Here is a 16,252-nt window from a genome sequence, read left to right as displayed (position 1 = left end):
GACAGCCTTTCCCCTTTCCCCTTCTTCCCAATGCCCCATGCCCAATAACTAGTAATGTACATTTTATTGACTAGAGTGAAATGATGGTACAGTGCGATCGCTACAATCTTAGGGTAAGCAATACTCAATGGTGCAGCAAATGCTCAGGCGGTTAGTTCAGTGGTTTAAGAGATTTTTCCAACGCTTGTTTGGTGGGCAACAGACTTCCTCCAAAATAGAGGATAATGTGCCAAAAGAACCAGCGCCACCTCTAACCGACACAGATCTGGAGTTTCTATTCACCGAACTTCTAGAGGGAGTACATCAGGCACGAGGGCAAGCTTGGGCGCAAAAGTGGCTGCATAACATTGAACATCGCGTCTCTACTGAACGCTGGATAGAATGGTTACGACGCTTTGGTGAAAGATTAATAGCATCACCTACACCCAATAATGAATTAGCTGCTCGATTAGTGCAGCTGGGTGAGTTGGGCATCGGAGAAGTTGGAAATGCGGCCTACGATATTGGGATGCAGGTATTGAGACGCAATCAAAGCGAACCAATATGGGAATATGAGGGGCCAGATGCTGTCAGTGAAACCTTCCTACCCCAAGACAACTACTTGTTACAAGATGAAGTAGACGAACAAGACAATATTCCGGCTATAGAAGAATCCCTCCCAACAGAAGGAGAATACCAAACAGTCAGCCTGGAACAATTGTTTGTAATGTTGCAGCAAGATGAAAACTTACGCCAGCAAGTTGCTCAACAGCTAGCAATAGAGACTGACGATCCACAAATTATTGTCCAGGAGTTGATTAATCAATATGCCGCCAATGAATCGACTACAGATCAAGGGTAAGCTATTGGGAATGGGGCATTGGGAAGAAGGGGAAAGGGGCATGGGGAATGGGAAAATTAAGAGGAATTGGGGCAGGGTGCAGGGTGCAGAGGAGAAAGTTTTGGGTTTGTGTGATAATCCTTCTCCCTTTCTCCCTGCTCCTTGTCTCCCTGCCTCTTTCTGCTCCCCTGCTCCCCTAGCCCCTAGCCCCTAGTCATAAAGTTTTGTATATTTTTTATAAACCTATGACCAAAAACACAGCTAAACTCAGTTGTTTTTACGTAATTACAGATTTTTTTAACACAACGATCGCTACAATCTAGGAGAAATAAAATCCAAGAGTATGGCAGATCTCACGCAGCTATTGCAGTGGCTTAAAACGTTTTTAAACAGCCCCGTTGGTAGTCAGCAGACTCGTGTTATCAAGACTGCGAGGGGACATAAAGTTGTAGAATCACCACCTCAACTCACGAATGCGGATCTGGAACTTTTGTTTAATGAACTGTTGGAAGGTGTATATCAAGGACGAGAACAACAGTGGGCAATAAAGTATCTAGAACGAATGGAAGAACGCATTAGCGTTGAGCGTTGGATAGATTGGCTGCTGATTTTTGGCGAAAAATTGCTCACATCACCCGCACCAAATCATCAGTTAGCAACGCGGATGGTGCAGTTAGGTGAACTTGGTGTCGGTACAATTGGAGAACTTTCCTATGACATTGGCATACAGCTATTGACACGTAATTTAAGCGAATGGTACGAGGACAATCAGGAGCCAGAAGCCGAAACTACAACTTCCGAAACGTCCGAAAGCCTAATAAACTCTCCAGGACAGGAGTTGATACGTAATTTAGGCGAACTGTTGTGGGAGTCTGATGAGCTAGAAACTGAAACCGCGCCAGCATCCCAAATTGCTGGTGATGAAGATGCGAATGAGCAATCAAGAAGGTTTCGCTTAGAGTATAAAAGTGAAGAAGTTGAAACCGCAGCAGCAGTAACACATGAGCAAATAGGCTCGCGGATTTGGGAATATCAACAGGAAGAAGTTGTTGAAGCCACAACCTTATTACCTCAGGAAAACTCAGAAAATCTGATTCCAAAATATACACCAAAAGAAGCCGAAACCCCAAAAGTACTACCCTTGCTTGTTCCTGCTGAAGAAGATGTGATTGCTAATTTAAGCGAACTTTCATTAGACTGTGTAGTCAAAACCCCAGCCCATATCGTTTCAGAAGAGAGAGTTTGGGATCAGTCTCTCACGAATTTAGAGCCAGAAGTAGCCGACACCCTGGATGAATTATTAGTAAGGTTGGATCAAAGTACTAATTTAGCCCAACAGCTAGCTTCCAATCTGGCAACTTTCACAAGCCAAAGTCCAGTTATTACAACCAATCAGTCAAATCCCTTAACCCAAGCACAAGCATGGTTTTACCAAGGTCTTCAGCAAGCCAAAACGGGTGATTTATTAGGGGCGATCGCTTCTTATAACCAAGCTATAGAATTGAAACCCGACTCTTGTAAATATTGGTTTAACAGAGGTTTAACTTTATTTCATTTAAAACATTTTGCTGAGGCGATCGCTTCTTATAACCAAGCTATAGAATTGAAACCCGACTACTACAAAGCTTGGCATAACCGCGGTGGAACCTTAGGCGAATTAGGACAATTTGAGGAAGCAATCGCTTCTTTTGAACAAGCCATAGAAATTCAGCCTAATTACCCAGATGCTTGGTCTAGCAAGGGTTTAGCACTACTGAAGTTAGGGCAACTGTGGGAAGCAATCGCATCTTATGATCAAGCTGTGCGTTTGGAACCCCAAGACCCAGAAAACTGGTATTTTCGAGGTATAGCACTAGCTGTCAGTGAACAACATGAAGAAGCGATCGCATCTTATGACGAAGCTTTAGAACTTGAACCGGGTTTTCATGAAGTCTGGATTGACCGGGGTGTAGTCCTGTTTAATTTAAAACGTTGGTCAGAAGCGATCGCTTCTTGGGACAAAGCCCTCTTAAGTCAACCTAACTTCTACTTAGCTTGGTACAACCGGGGTGTAGCGTTAGATAACCTAGTACGCCGCGAGGAAGCGATTGATTCTTATCGCCAAGCCATAGTGATTAAACCAGACTTTCACTTAGCTTGGTACAACCAAGCAGTAGCACTGTTTTATTTAGAACAATTTGCTGAAGCGATCGCCTCTTACGACAACGCCTTACAAATCAAACTCGACTATTGGGAAGCTTGGATTGGTCGAGGTACAGCAGTTGGTCATTTAGTCAATAGCGACACGCTATCAAGTTTGTCAACTAGCATAGTAACAGCAAACCCCACCCTCAAGTCTGGTGGCTATGAAGGTAAAATAGCCAGTTATGAGGAAGGGTTGAAACATGTCCCTCCGGATACTTACCCTGAAGGTTGGGGGAGATTACATTTAGCGATCGGTAATGCACATTACGATCTAGGCAAGAAATATCCTACAGCCCGTAATTATTGGCATAATGCTGTAACTGAATATAATCAGGCGCTATTAACCCTCACGAGTGAAGATTTTCCCCAATTACATCTGGAAGTTTTACAATCTCTAATCAAAGCACTTTTGGGTTTAGGAGAAACAGCACAAGCACAACAATTACAGCAACACAGCATAAATCTACTACAACAATTGCTCAATGAACCTACTCGCCCTGATGAAAGTAAAAAGCAGCTGGCTCTCAAATTTGCCGGACTTTGGCAATTAGCAGTTGATGTACATGTAGATTATGGTGATTTGGTGGAAGCCTGGGAAATGGCAGAAAAAATCAAAAATTCTTGCTTAACCTGGCTGTTGTTCGATTGGAATGAAGAAATTTATTCACCTAGTTATGAATCAGTTCAACAACTGCTTAATCCCACCACAGCAATTATTTACTGGCATATTAGCCCGGTAGCTCTACATACTTTCATTATTAAAGACGAAGCGCCATCACCTATCCTGGTCTTTACACCCATACAAGATGTAGGAAAAATATCTTTAGAAGAAACCACTGCATTCCACCATGAATTGCCTTTAACAGAAGCCGCAAGACGCTTAATTGAATTTGAAAATTGGCTAGAAGATTGGAATCAAACACACCGGGAATATAGTAGCCAAGTCCCATCTCAACAAAGCAAAAGCAATCATTCATGGCGTTCAGAAATGGAGTCGAGGCTGTTAAAACTGAAAAATATTCTCCAAATTTCCACAATTGAACAAGAACTTGAAGATATCACCCAACTAATTCTCATTCCCCACCGTGACTTGCACAGATTGCCTCTTCATGCACTGTTTTATCCCTATCAAGAAGATTTACTGAGTGTAGCATCTAATTTTACTATTAATTATTTGCCTAGTATTCAAGTAGGTCTGACTTTAAAAACTAAAAATGTACAGCAGTCAATATCTCAAAAATTGCTCAGTATTGAACATCCTAATAGTACAGGTTATGCCACATTAAAATTTGCCCAACTAGAATCTGAAATTGTCAGTCAGATGTTTAATAATCCTCAACGCATCCAGGGAGCAAAAGCTACTAAAAACATTGTTGAAAATGCCTTATTTAATAGTAATAATATATTGCATTTTACGGGACATGTTGTTAACAATAATAGTGAGCCTAAAAAATCAGAATTAGCTTTAGCAGGTGAAGATAAACTGACTCTAGAAGAGATCTGTCAAAGAACTTTATCTAGCTACAATTTGGTAACTCTCTCTGCTTGTGAAACTACAAATATTAACAAATACAATACTACTACCGAGTATATAAGTTTAGTCAATGGTTTTCTCTGTAGAAAAGTTCCCTATGTAGTAAGTACTCTTTGGACTGTAGAATCATCTGCGAGCGCCTTGGTGATGATAGAGTTTTATCGCAAGCTACAGGAAGATAAATCACCAACCGCTGCATTAGCTGAAGCAACGACATGGCTAAAAGAACTAACCGCAGTAGAATTAACAAAATGGTATGAAGACTTACTCAATAATTTGCAATCTGAAGAGTTAAGAGTTAGGGCTTATTTAGCAACACATCTATATAGAAGTAGTAAAATGACACCAGATAAAAAGCTTTATCATCATCCTTATTACTGGGCGGCATTCACTATTGCAGGTAAGATGAATTGAACTACCCCACTTTAACAGAGTCTAAGCGTGGAGCTTATGGACTTAATGGCGATACTTTAAAATCCCTAACTTCTTTAAAAAGGAATATGCAAATTATCCAGTTTTAAAATTTTAACAAAGCTTTCGCAGGTCTTTTTGGCAAGCATTACAGGCAGAAGTTTTAGGCTCAAAATCAATACAAGCGATCGCTTGCACAGATGGCATCCATTCAACGAATCGTTGGTAGCTTGGAAGACCTGGAAATGCACATTCCCATTGTTTCTCTACATGTTCTAAATAAAAACGCTTGAAATTTCGGTAATGCTTTTGGTGAAACGCAATTAAAATTGTCATAACGCTTAAAGCACAAGCTCTTTGCTCGAACTCGCTTGATTCCTCCATGTTTTAGTCGGCTTTTGTGCCATTTAGCTTCAAATTTCTCGCAGAAATCGTCTACGTGGCAGAATAATGCTTCTAAACTAAATATAGGGCAGGTGCTGAATTTAACGCTATTTTCAGCTTACTACCTGCCCTTTCCCTTATCCCGAACTCACGTTATCTTAGTTTTATAATCATTAATTTGGTGGGTCTAAACGGTTCACAACTGTAGCCCACAAAATCATCGGTGAACCTACGCCTAAACAGAACAACCACTGTTGCAAAGTCAACGGTGCTGTTTCAAATACTTCATTAATCAATGGCACATGAGCAAAGACAATTTGTAATAGAATTGCTCCGACAATTCCAAAACCGATGGCGGGAATATCAACATTCTCTTTCATTGTGCCGTCCATCTTGGCAATCAGATTTGGGATCAATTGGCTAATACTCAACAGATAAAATATCCGTCCGGCAATTAGAGCGTTAATCGACATTGTTCGAGCTAAATCTATATTGCCTGTTGTTTGGCGGATGTATTCAAACACCCCGAAGATTACAATCCAGTTAAATAGAGAAATTGCTAAAATTCGCTGTATCCGACTGCCTGATAATAAAGGTTCGTTGGGATGACGTGGTGGTTGTTGCATCACCTTTTGGCTTTTAGGTTCAAATGCCAAAGGTACTGTCATGGTGATAGAGTTCAACATATTGAGCCAGAGAACTTGTAGAGATAAAATCGGCAAATCTCTAGCCAATAATGTACTAATTAAAATCGTCATTGATTCTCCACCGTTTACAGGCAGAATAAAGCAAATCGCTTTGATGATATTTTTATAAACGGCTCGTCCTTCTTCTACAGCCGCTTCAATGGAGGCAAAATTATCATCGGTGAGTAGCATATCTGAAGCTTCTTTAGCTACTTCCGTACCTGCGCCACCCATTGCTATCCCAATGTCTGCTTGTTTTAAGGCTGGTGCATCGTTGACACCATCCCCAGTCATGGCGACAACTTCGCCTTTGGATTGTAAAGCTTCGACTAGACGCAGTTTTTGCTCTGGTGCGACACGGGCAAAGACTACGCCTTCTTCGGCAACTTGAGCGAGTTCTGTTTTATCCATTTGGGCGAGTTCTGCACCTGTAAAAGCTAGAACTGAGCCATTTTTGTTAATTCCCATTCTCTGGGCGATCGCCTGCGCTGTGACAGCGTGATCTCCTGTGATCATCTTTACCTGAATTCCGGCTGATTGACAGGCTTGCACCGCTTTAATTGCACTCTCACGCGGCGGATCAATCATTCCTTGCAATCCCAAAAAGATTAACCCATCAGCAATATGTGGATGATCTACTGTATTTTGCTCATCTGTTACAGGCTTTTCCGCTAGGGCTAAGACTCGCAAGCCCTGACGCGCCATGATATTGACTTCCCGTTCAATGTTGGCTCGTGATAAGGTTTCTACACAATCTAAGGGGTGCGGTTGTCCTTCGCTGTTCAGCATCAAGTTACAGCGTTGCAAAATTGCCTCTACTGAACCCTTGACATAAATAGTTTTACCTCTGGGTGTGTCATGCAAAGTCGCCATGTACTGATAATCAGACTCAAAAGGAATACTATCGATTCTGGGCATTTGCTTGTCGAAAGTAGGCTGACTAAAACCAGCTTTATTCGCTGACGCAATCAAAGCACCTTCTGTAGGATCTCCCATCACCACCCACCTGCTGTTTTTAGTTTCCAGGTGAGAATCATTGCAGAGTAATCCGGCAATTAAACATTCTTGTAAACCTCTGTCGCTCTTTATATCGACTGGGTGTTCATCTCTAAGAATTTCCCCATCAGGAGCATAACCTATACCTGTAACCGTATATTGATGTCCCCCGGCATAGATGGCTTGGACTGTCATTTGGTTTTCTGTCAAAGTCCCAGTTTTATCGGAACAAATGACGGTTGCACTACCTAATGTCTCGACAGCTGGCAATTTCCGAATGATGGCATTTCGTCGCGCCATCCGGGAAACACCTATAGCCAACGTCACAGTCACAACTGCTGGTAAACCTTCTGGGATAGCGCTGACTATGAGCGTCACGGCGGCTTCGAGAGCTTCGTTCACACTTCTAGAGTTCAATCCGACAACGAAGCACAAAACAGATAGCCCTAACACCATATACAGCCAATTCTGGCTAAATTTATTAAATTTGCGCGTTAATGGCGTAGTAATATCTGTATGCTGCTCCATTAATTGGGAAATTCGCCCTGTTTCGGTGGTGTTACCAGTGGCTACAACAATCCCAGTGCCTTGTCCGAAAGTCACAAAGCCCCCGGCATAGGCCATGTTTTTCCGTTCTGCTAAAGGTGTGTCAGGCTGGAGAATTCGTATATTTTTTTCTATCGCTACCGACTCACCCGTGAGAGCAGATTCATCAATTTGCAAGTTGCGGACTTGAATTAAGCGTAAGTCTGCGGGTACTTTGTCACCGGAAGTTAACAGTACTACATCTCCAGGTACTAATTCTCGTGAAGGTACACGTACTTTCTCCCCATCCCGCAAGACTGTGGCTTCGGTGGTAATGGCTTTAGCTAAGGCAGAAATCGCACTCTCGGCTTTTGACTCTTGAATAAATCCAATAATGGCATTAGTTGTAGTCACGCCCCAAATTACCCCGGCGTTCACAAAGCTACCAGTGACGGCTTTAACTAAACCTGCACATAACAAAATAATCAGTAGTGGTTGGTTAAATTGCAACAGAAACTTTAACCACCAAGGCTGGCTTTTCTTAGCAGTGAGTTCGTTTGCACCCACCTCAGTTAATAACTGTGTTGCTCTAGTGCTACTTAAACCTGTTTCTTGATCAGTTTTTAGCCGCGCGATCGCCTCCCCAATTTCCAAGGAATGCCAAACTTCCGGCTGTCTATCTCTTGGTGCAGCAACGGTAGATACAGCTTGAACCATAATTATTTAGTTTCCTTAAATAAGTGTTAAAACAACAATAGCACTAATCATTAGTGCTTAACTAATTAAAAAACTAATAAAAATCAATAATTACTATAATCACCCTCAATGGTTGCCCAAAAATCGAGTATGCTTGCGATTAGAGTGAGGATTAAACCCGAAGGCGAAAAAGTTGTGAGTCTGGATTTGTCTACTCCATTGCAATTGATTGGGCGATCGGCAGAGTTTCAGCGTATTGTCGAAGTCTTGTCAGAAGATGGTGATTTATTAATTACCGGTGTACCTGGTAGTGGCAGGCGTACCCTAGTTAAGGGAGGAGCGCAAGAAGTTGGAGCAGTTGTACTGGAGATAGATTGTATCCGCGCCACAGATGGGGAAAGGTTTCTACAACTGTTAACAGAAGCTATTAGCCAAAACTGGGAACTAGTCAAAATTCAAAATTGGGTAAATCAATATGCCAGTGATTTTTTTATCTTCGATGTAGAAAAAAAACTGAAGCTGTCACGTTCTCTCAGCCAAAAGCAGCTATGGCAGGCATTTGAATTGTTGTTAGCATTGCCACAAATCATTGCTGTAGATTTACACAAGCGGCTAGTGCTGATTTTGCATAGTTTCCCTCATATCCGTTCTTGGGATCGCAATAGTTTATGGGAAGCGACATTCAGGCGCAAAATCAATCAGGACACTCATGTTAACTATGTCTTGATTGCAACTATCGCTGAAACAAGCCACCACTCAGATGAAAATAATTATCCTTTAGAAACTGTGCAATTGCCCCCTTTAGCTAGAGACATCTTAGCCGTGTGGGCTAGGGAAATGCTACACGTACAGAGACTAACATTTGATTCTCGTTCCAAAGCACTAACATTTTTTCTAGATGCTGTACAAGGACATATTGGTGATGCAATGGCTCTCATCCGTCGTTTGCAAACTTCATGTCTGCCTGATAGTTTCATTAGTGAACAAGATGTCACAGAGGCAATTGAGGGATTACTCAAAGATTTGTCGATGACTTACGAATCCTTGCTGATGCTTCTACCAGCCAATCAAGTGCATCTTTTGGAATGTTTAGCGTTAGATCCGACAGAAAAACCACAAAGTAAAGACTATATTCAAAAACATGGTCTTTCTAGAGGTGGTAGTTTACAAGGTGCGCTGACTGGTTTACAGCATAAAGGTTTAATTTACGGTGCAGAACAAGCTTATAAGTTGGCGATGCCACTACTAGCTTTGTGGTTGCGGCAGAGATTGAATTAAATTTTATGGAAAGGCGTGCGATCGCAGTTTTATATCTGACTAAGCTGATATTACTGTAAGATGCAGCGGCGATCGCAGCTTTTAAGCCGGATGAGTTATGATTTTCCTAGAACTTTCTTCCAGCAATAAAGCTAAATATTTTTAACATGTTAGCGTGTTCAAGCGTTATTAGAAAGACGCAAACTACTCAATTGGCGTTTTCGCCAAATAACTGCTACCAAATTAGTTAGCGAACAACTTATTGCGAGACACAACAAAATATAAGTGGGAGCCATCACTACACCAATCGCAAACCAAGTATATACGTGTAGTACCATCGCAAAAGCAAAAATGCTGGCAATCCCTGCCGCCTGCCATATTTGATGTGTCGGGCGATTTAGTGCTGTGAGGATGATTGTCAATGATGTAGTAATCAAGTTTGCCGGCACGAGAAATGCACAAATACTTAAGCAGTTGCCACGGGAGAACTCAGCTAAAGTGTTTAAATCAAGCATTAATTTGTTGGGATAATAACGGCATATAAAAGTAACAAAATATATTTTTATTTATCTAAACTGAGCTTAGCATACCTCTGAAGTAATCACTTGATTAATGTAACATAATTTAAAGTGGATCACTAATTTCTAAGCTTACTAATAGTTAATCCTAATCAACAGTATCAAACTTTTATTTAATCTAAATCTCTGTCAAAAATTTTAAATTATAGTGAAGCAGATTTAATTTTTATTACAAAACATCTATGTATTAACGGGTATAAATTAATAACTTCATTACATATAAGTGTATGATTATGATAAAAAAATTTGGGCTTTGCTTAATCAAAGTAGGAATAACGCGATCGCCTCAAGCCTGTGAGGGCAAAACCCTCGCAGTGCTACGGAACCGTACCTGAGATAATATATAACTAATCGAATAGATAGTTTTAGTGTGTTTAGGCAAATAACAAACTATAACTCTCTCATCAATGACTAAACTACTCTGAAGAAACTGCACTAATAATTGATACTTGTCAAATATTAGTGCAGTTCTCAGCAGGGGTCGCCTTGTTGCTACATAAAGCTTTATTTGGCGTTGCATCAATATTTTCTGGTAGAGGAAAAGAATTTACCAGATTGGCGATCGCTTTTATTCTCTCAAAATTTGCCACCACACTATCTCGATACTCATCTTTTAACTGCAAATCCAACAACAACGCCATTTGATCAACATACTCACCCACATTAAATTCTTGATTTTCCATCTCTACTCCTCTGCGCCTTCGGCGGTTAATTATCTTAAACCTATAACTTCTGGCGGCAACTTAAATAAACCATCTTCCCCAGCTTCAAAGTCAATAACTTTATACACAGAATCAATATTCAACTCACCATAAATGTGAGGAAATAGTTCATTTTCCTCGATACCTTCATAACGAATTTCAGGTTTAACTTTATCAGAATCAATGCAAAGTAGTACCAATCCTTTTTGATTAAAAAAAATGTAATTTGCAACTTTGATTATTTGTGTTGCTTTTGAACAGTGGATAAAGCCTTCACTATCCAGCGTATCACCGCGATAGCTACCGATGATGTTGGCTTCCATTGTTGGCGTTGGGTGATGTGGAAGATAGTATTCATGAATTGAAAGATAGATTTCATCAAAAATAAAAGCGATCGCCTCCTGAGTTTCAAGAGCGATCGCTTTTATTTATATTCCAGAATGGAGCTTAAGCAGCAACAGGTTCCAATAATTTAATATTCGAGAAAACAAACTCCTGAGTTGAGAGTTGTCCTGCTGTTTCAGTCCGAATTTCCCGGCGATTCAAAATGAAATAATCGCCAATCTTTTCGTACTCATCGGTAAATTCGCTTCTACCACCTTTTTGTTCCCCAGTTTTGGGGTCATGATATACAGAGTCATAAGTGTGGGACAAATAGCCTTCGCCAGTGTCATGACTGCTGAAAGTGTTGATTGTCACAAAAGTACCATGAATTAGACGGTGAACATGGCAAACTTCGTTATTACGAACTTTGTATTTATCACCCTCAGACTTACCACCAACTAAAATTTCGACTGCACCAGTCTCGTCAGTATCCCCATAGCTAAATGTATTTGTGCTGTGAGTGTCTTCAAAAGAGCGACGGACGCGGTGAATAGCAATTTCCCACGCTTGACCATGAATTGCTTTCTTCGCTTCCTCGTCATCTACATCCAACACTTCTGCTTTGAGATTAGCGTTGACGACAACTTTACCTGTAACTACTTGATCGTCATGCTTAAAAGTAATATCTGCGGCATAACCGGGGAAATTCTGATCCCAAGTGTAGCGGTTTTCATAAGCAGCTCGGAAAAGTTCCTGAGCAGAGAGTTTTGTAACTGTCATGTGCTTCTCCTAGCGTTACCAGTTAGATTAGCGTTTTATCTTTGCTGGTATTAGCATAGAAGTAATTGCTGAGTCTCGCATAGACCCCAACTGGGTACACTTATGCCTAATTCTCTCCACGCCGTATTTCAAGCGATCGCCAACGTCCGCAATGAGCAAGAACTACAACTAGCTTTAGCAGATAAAATTGGTGAACATTTTGGCGTGCAACATTGGGGCATCTATCTCATAGATGAACAGCCAACAGCTGAAATTAATAATCAAGCTATTCCAGCAGTATGCATGGAAAGCAATCCCATCGGGCGCTACGTAGTCGAACGTCACGCCCCCGCCCATGAACAATCGATTTTATCCCCAGGAGATTGGAAACATTTTTGCTCACGCCATGACCACGAACATGTGATGACTGGCCCTATTGTTTGTGATGGTCGGCTTGTCGGGACGCTAAACTTAGCTCGCGATCGCGGGACTGCGGCTTTTGATGGCGATGACCTCGCTGACTTGAGCGCCTTATGCATTCACCTGTCAGCCAGAATGGCAACATTACGAGCCAAACCACCAAAAATATCCAATTCTCTGTTACCAAGCCCTCTAACACCCCGTGAGTTAGAAATTGCCGAATTGGTGGCGCAGGGTTTAACAAATGCGGAAGTTGGTGAACAACTTTGGATTACCCAAAATTCTGTCAAGCAAGCCCTCAAAAGAATGTTTCGCAAACTGGGAGTTTCAGCTCGCACCGAGATGGTAGCAAAGCTGCATTTGATATCTTCTGAACAGATCAATTAAATACCTAGCAACTTAGCTGTTTGCTGGGTCTGAACAAAAGATGCTGCAATCAGCTGTTCGCCCAATTTCCTTACCTGTGCCACTAAAACTTCTCCAGCATTTTCTGGAGAACCAACGTTAAAAGGTGGTGCAGGATTATACTCTAACAATAACTGAATCAACTTAGCTGTTTCTTGCCCGCACAGATGAGCAGCAACTACCAATCCAAAATCAATACCGGCAGTTACACCACCGCCTGTAATGCGATCGCGGTCAACTACTACTCTTTCAGTTCCGACCTCAACCCCCAGCATGGCTAACTGGTCACGAAATGCCCAATGGCAGGCAGCGCGGTAGCCTTGTAGTAAGCCAGCCGCTGCCAAAATCAAAGAGCCAGTACAAACAGAAGTAATATATTTTGCAGTTTTACCCTGTTGCTGGAGAAATTTCAGCACCTCAGCATCCCGCATCATCTCTACCTGTCCCACAGCACCACCAGAAACGCACAAAACATCAAGTGATGGACAATCATCAAAAGTGGTTGTAGGCAATATTGTCATGCCTTCATTACTAGTAACTGGCTGCAAAGACTTCCACAACAAGTGGACACAAGTATTAGGCATCAAGGCAAATACCTGATGAGGCCCAGTGATATCAAGTTGAGTCATGCCAGGGAAAATAACTAGGCCGATGTGATATTTAGCTGGATTTGTCATTGCTAACTTCTTTTAATAATAGTTATGAAATATGGTAGAAGTGAGTATTAAAACTGCCTAGTCCTCAATCGAGTACATTTTCAATTCAATGGCTAATTCTCTTCATGAGCTATTCCAAGCTTTAGCCTCTGCTCGCGATCAACGCGAACTCAGACTGCGCTTTATGGATAGGGTGGGTGAGCATTTTAGTGTCCAACGTTGGGGAATCTATCTTTTCAATGAGCGATCGCGTTACGTAGCAATCGATATTCACGGTGTACCCAATGCTGATACTTTTGTAGAACTTTATGAAAAAGTCGGTCGAACTGTTGATCCAGTTCTGCGCTACGTAGTTGAGCATCATGCTCCAGCACATGAGGAAATGGTGCTACCTCCAGGAGGGTGGAAGCAATGCGAACTTTATCAGAATTGTTGTGCATACTATGACCACGAACACATTATGACTGGGCCAATAGTTGGCGGTGGTAGCCTCGTCGGCGCAGTTTATTTTGCTCGTGTGGGTGAAACTCCAGCATTCCATCATCAGGATATTGCTAATCTCAGCGCTGTTTGTACTCATCTATCAGCTTGTTTAGCTACATTGGGCATACAACAAATCAAAATAAATTCCTCTGTAAATAATCACCTCACAGCAAGGGAAATTCAAATTGCTGAATTAGTAGCACAGGGATTAACTAATGCTAAAATCGGTGCGACTTTATGGATTACAGAAAATTCGGTCAAGCAAGCTTTGAAACGGATATTTCGCAAGCTGGAAGTTACAAATCGTGCTGAAATGGTGGCACATATAAGAGATCTTTTAGATTGACAAATACATTACTAAAATCCTCATATTCTAGGCATTGCTGGGAATAATTAATGTTGGTTTAACCAAGCTTCGAGTTCAGCCACTTCTGAAAAATCTAACAAAGCTTCTGCCAAAGTTTCTAGCTGTTCAATCGATAATCCTTTTACTCTTTCAATTAACAATGGATTAATTTCACGAAAACGTCGATTTAGCTGACGTATAATTAGGCGTTGTTCTCCTTGTTTATTTCCCTGTTCCAGAATATCTTGGTAAATTACCGACTCTTTCATGATATCCTCCCTTAAAAATTGGCGTATCAAACCCTTGTCAAATTTTAAGCCTGCTAATATCTCGGTACACCCTGCAATATTTTGTCGTATATTTATATCTGAAATTCTAGCTATTCTGTTACCAACTTGCGACAGTAAAGTTGCTGGAGAGTTAGTTTGAGTAAGTGGTGCTAATGGTAACAGTGCTGGATTATGGAGAAATAAGCTAGAATCCTCTTCCCATAAGCGCACAACTCGGTAACGGTGAGTTGTGATTTCATCAATATACTCTTGAATAAAAGCAATTTCGTCACTTGTTTCCTGCAAAAATATTACTACCTGTGTAATCGGGAATTTATCCTTGCGCCTCAATCTGACGGAGTAATCCAGCATTCGGAAGGGTAGGGGAGGTTTTGAGATGGTACGAGTCTGAAACTCAATGTGTAAAATCCTCTCTTGAGTTTGCAAAAAGGTGACAGAATCTGCACGGATTGGTTCTAAAGAAAGCTCAGTTTTCAGTATTTTCGCTTCTGTGGTTTCAGATGTTAATAACCAACGAGCAAATTCTAGTGGATATTCTTCTGCTAACAGTTTACAAATATTGTCCGTGTTCAATTTTTACACCCTGACATGATGCTATTTTTGTAACTGAGCAAATACTTTATCATCATTGGCAACTGCGATCGCTCGTTAGTTTAGGATAGCAATTAACTAATAACTAAGAATCTCCCCCTATCCCCCGCAATGGTATGGACTCCCCTACATGCACAGATACATCGCACCATCCGATCGCGCCGCTTATTTGAGCGTGATCAGCACCTATTAGTTGCTGTTTCCGGTGGGCAAGATTCTCTATGTTTAATCAAATTACTGTTAGATTTACAACCAAAATGGGGATGGCATTTAGGTATTGCTCACTGCGATCATCGCTGGCGTACAGACTCTGAAGCTAATGCTCATCATGTAAAAAATTTAGCTCTAAGTTTGGGTATACCTTTTTATTTACAAACCGCGAATGAACCTTTAAACAGTGAAGCAAAGGCACGTAATTGGCGATATCAAGCTTTAAGTGCGATCACCTTAGCAAATAATTATCAATATATAGTTACAGGACACACAGCCAGCGATCGCGCCGAAACTCTGCTTTACAATTTAATGCGTGGTACTGGTGCTGATGGTTTGCAGGCTTTAACTTGGCAACGTCCATTAAAAGCGGACATGATGCTAGTGCGTCCACTTTTAGAAGTCACTCGCCAACAAACACAGCAGTTTTGCCAAGATTTTCATTTACCAATTTGGGAAGATTCCACCAATCAAGATGTGAAATACGCTCGTAATCGCATTCGTCAAGAGTTAATACCTTATTTGCAAGCCAATTTTAACCCTAATGTCGAATCAGCCTTAGCCCAAACAGCAGAACTCCTGCAAGCAGAAGTGGAATATTTAGAACAAGCTGCACAGCAGTTACGCGAAGCCGCGACGGAACAAGGGGAAAATGATCTTATTAGGTTAAATCGGCGGATATTACAGATAGCACCATTAGCATTGCAACGTCGCGTTATGCGTCAGGTATTACTACAAATACTTACTGATGCACCTAATTTTGAACATATTGAAAAATTAACAGCTTTAATTAACGCGCCTAACCGTTCACAAACTGATCCATTTCCTGGCGGTGCGATCGCTCAAGTACAAGAAAACTGGATTTACATCAACCATAAAAGCTGAAGTAGAAAGCGTTTTTCATCCTTCATACCTCATATAGCGGTTTTTATATGGATGAAATGCACCACTTTAGCCCCTAATCCCTAGCTCCTAGTCCCTTTTTCCACCAGACTG

The 16,252-nt window shown here is 41.3% G+C and carries 12 protein-coding genes and 2 pseudogenes; 6 read left to right on the top strand and 8 right to left on the bottom strand.

Going from position 1 to position 16,252, the window contains the following annotated elements; all coding sequences use genetic code 11:
• The first annotated feature begins 139 nt into the window (after positions 1–139).
• Entirely contained in the window at positions 140–841 is a 702-nt protein-coding gene (locus I8751_RS05670; protein WP_214438204.1) for a hypothetical protein, read from the top strand.
• Between the two features lie 322 nt (positions 842–1,163).
• Complete coding sequence (locus I8751_RS05665) at positions 1,164–4,952, top strand: CHAT domain-containing protein (RefSeq protein WP_214438189.1); 3,789 nt, start codon at positions 1,164–1,166, stop codon at positions 4,950–4,952.
• A gap of 177 nt (positions 4,953–5,129) precedes the next feature.
• Here I8751_RS05665 and I8751_RS30345 read toward each other — a convergent pair.
• Positions 5,130–5,418, bottom strand: a pseudogene (locus I8751_RS30345) (IS982 family transposase); the annotation flags it as partial.
• Positions 5,419–5,506: 88 nt separating this feature from the next.
• Positions 5,507–8,257, bottom strand: a complete 2,751-nt coding sequence (locus I8751_RS05655; protein ID WP_214438188.1) for a cation-translocating P-type ATPase — start codon at positions 8,255–8,257, stop codon at positions 5,507–5,509.
• Positions 8,258–8,386: 129 nt separating this feature from the next.
• Between I8751_RS05655 and I8751_RS05650 the strand changes: the two genes are divergently transcribed.
• Positions 8,387–9,514 carry an ATP-binding protein gene (locus tag I8751_RS05650; RefSeq protein WP_214438187.1) on the top strand — a complete coding sequence of 376 codons (1,128 nt, stop codon included), beginning with the start codon at positions 8,387–8,389 and terminating at the stop codon, positions 9,512–9,514.
• 158 nt (positions 9,515–9,672) lie between these two features.
• Here I8751_RS05650 and I8751_RS05645 read toward each other — a convergent pair whose 3' ends face one another.
• The 4 genes and pseudogenes from I8751_RS05645 to I8751_RS05630 form a co-directional block, all read right to left on the bottom strand.
• On the bottom strand, positions 9,673–10,008 hold the full coding sequence (locus I8751_RS05645; RefSeq protein ID WP_214438186.1) for a hypothetical protein: 336 nt from the start codon (positions 10,006–10,008) through the stop codon (positions 9,673–9,675).
• Between the two features lie 515 nt (positions 10,009–10,523).
• Positions 10,524–10,754: a DUF4089 domain-containing protein gene (locus tag I8751_RS05640; RefSeq protein WP_214438185.1), complete on the bottom strand. Its 231-nt coding sequence runs from the start codon at positions 10,752–10,754 to the stop codon at positions 10,524–10,526.
• 29 nt (positions 10,755–10,783) lie between these two features.
• Positions 10,784–11,130 (bottom strand): annotated as a pseudogene (locus I8751_RS05635) (DUF952 domain-containing protein).
• 89 nt (positions 11,131–11,219) lie between these two features.
• Entirely contained in the window at positions 11,220–11,876 is a 657-nt protein-coding gene (locus tag I8751_RS05630) for a DUF3386 domain-containing protein (RefSeq protein WP_214438184.1), read from the bottom strand.
• Positions 11,877–11,978: 102 nt separating this feature from the next.
• On the opposite strand from I8751_RS05630, the gene I8751_RS05625 reads away from it, so the two are divergent.
• On the top strand, positions 11,979–12,662 hold the full coding sequence (locus I8751_RS05625) for a LuxR C-terminal-related transcriptional regulator (RefSeq protein ID WP_214438183.1): 684 nt from the start codon (positions 11,979–11,981) through the stop codon (positions 12,660–12,662).
• On the opposite strand, the gene I8751_RS05620 is transcribed toward I8751_RS05625, so the two are convergent.
• The gene (locus tag I8751_RS05620) at positions 12,659–13,357 is read right to left on the bottom strand and encodes a DJ-1/PfpI family protein (protein WP_214438182.1); all 699 of its coding nucleotides are present in this window, start codon (positions 13,355–13,357) and stop codon (positions 12,659–12,661) included. The two genes, I8751_RS05625 and I8751_RS05620, sit on opposite strands and share 4 nt — an antisense overlap.
• 88 nt (positions 13,358–13,445) lie before the next feature.
• Here I8751_RS05620 and I8751_RS05615 point away from each other — a divergent pair, with 88 nt between their 5' ends.
• Positions 13,446–14,165 carry a LuxR C-terminal-related transcriptional regulator gene (locus I8751_RS05615; RefSeq protein WP_214438181.1) on the top strand — a complete coding sequence of 240 codons (720 nt, stop codon included), beginning with the start codon at positions 13,446–13,448 and terminating at the stop codon, positions 14,163–14,165.
• A 47-nt stretch (positions 14,166–14,212) separates the two neighbouring features.
• Here the strand turns inward: I8751_RS05615 and I8751_RS05610 are convergent, their stop codons facing one another.
• Positions 14,213–15,028 carry a DUF4351 domain-containing protein gene (locus tag I8751_RS05610; RefSeq protein ID WP_214438180.1) on the bottom strand — a complete coding sequence of 272 codons (816 nt, stop codon included), beginning with the start codon at positions 15,026–15,028 and terminating at the stop codon, positions 14,213–14,215.
• Between the two features lie 129 nt (positions 15,029–15,157).
• Here I8751_RS05610 and tilS point away from each other — a divergent pair, with 129 nt between their 5' ends.
• Entirely contained in the window at positions 15,158–16,141 is a 984-nt protein-coding gene (gene tilS / locus I8751_RS05605) for a tRNA lysidine(34) synthetase TilS (protein ID WP_214438179.1), read from the top strand.
• The last annotated feature ends 111 nt before the right edge of the window (positions 16,142–16,252 follow it).

The sequence above is a fragment of the Atlanticothrix silvestris CENA357 genome, assembly GCF_016056295.1.
Taxonomy (GTDB): domain Bacteria; phylum Cyanobacteriota; class Cyanobacteriia; order Cyanobacteriales; family Nostocaceae; genus Atlanticothrix; species Atlanticothrix silvestris.
The sequence above is the reverse complement of the archived record's forward strand: the minus strand, read 5'-3'. Positions and strand labels throughout refer to the sequence as shown.

Coding starts and splice junctions, on each gene's coding strand:
- I8751_RS05670 (WP_214438204.1), top strand. CDS start 140: ATGCTCAGGCGGTTAGTTCAGTGGTTTAAGAGATTTTTCCAACGCTTG.
- I8751_RS05665 (WP_214438189.1), top strand. CDS start 1,164: ATGGCAGATCTCACGCAGCTATTGCAGTGGCTTAAAACGTTTTTAAAC.
- I8751_RS05655 (WP_214438188.1), bottom strand. CDS start 8,257: ATGGTTCAAGCTGTATCTACCGTTGCTGCACCAAGAGATAGACAGCCG.
- I8751_RS05650 (WP_214438187.1), top strand. CDS start 8,387: ATGCTTGCGATTAGAGTGAGGATTAAACCCGAAGGCGAAAAAGTTGTG.
- I8751_RS05645 (WP_214438186.1), bottom strand. CDS start 10,008: ATGCTTGATTTAAACACTTTAGCTGAGTTCTCCCGTGGCAACTGCTTA.
- I8751_RS05640 (WP_214438185.1), bottom strand. CDS start 10,754: ATGGAAAATCAAGAATTTAATGTGGGTGAGTATGTTGATCAAATGGCG.
- I8751_RS05630 (WP_214438184.1), bottom strand. CDS start 11,876: ATGACAGTTACAAAACTCTCTGCTCAGGAACTTTTCCGAGCTGCTTAT.
- I8751_RS05625 (WP_214438183.1), top strand. CDS start 11,979: ATGCCTAATTCTCTCCACGCCGTATTTCAAGCGATCGCCAACGTCCGC.
- I8751_RS05620 (WP_214438182.1), bottom strand. CDS start 13,357: ATGACAAATCCAGCTAAATATCACATCGGCCTAGTTATTTTCCCTGGC.
- I8751_RS05615 (WP_214438181.1), top strand. CDS start 13,446: ATGGCTAATTCTCTTCATGAGCTATTCCAAGCTTTAGCCTCTGCTCGC.
- tilS (WP_214438179.1), top strand. CDS start 15,158: ATGGTATGGACTCCCCTACATGCACAGATACATCGCACCATCCGATCG.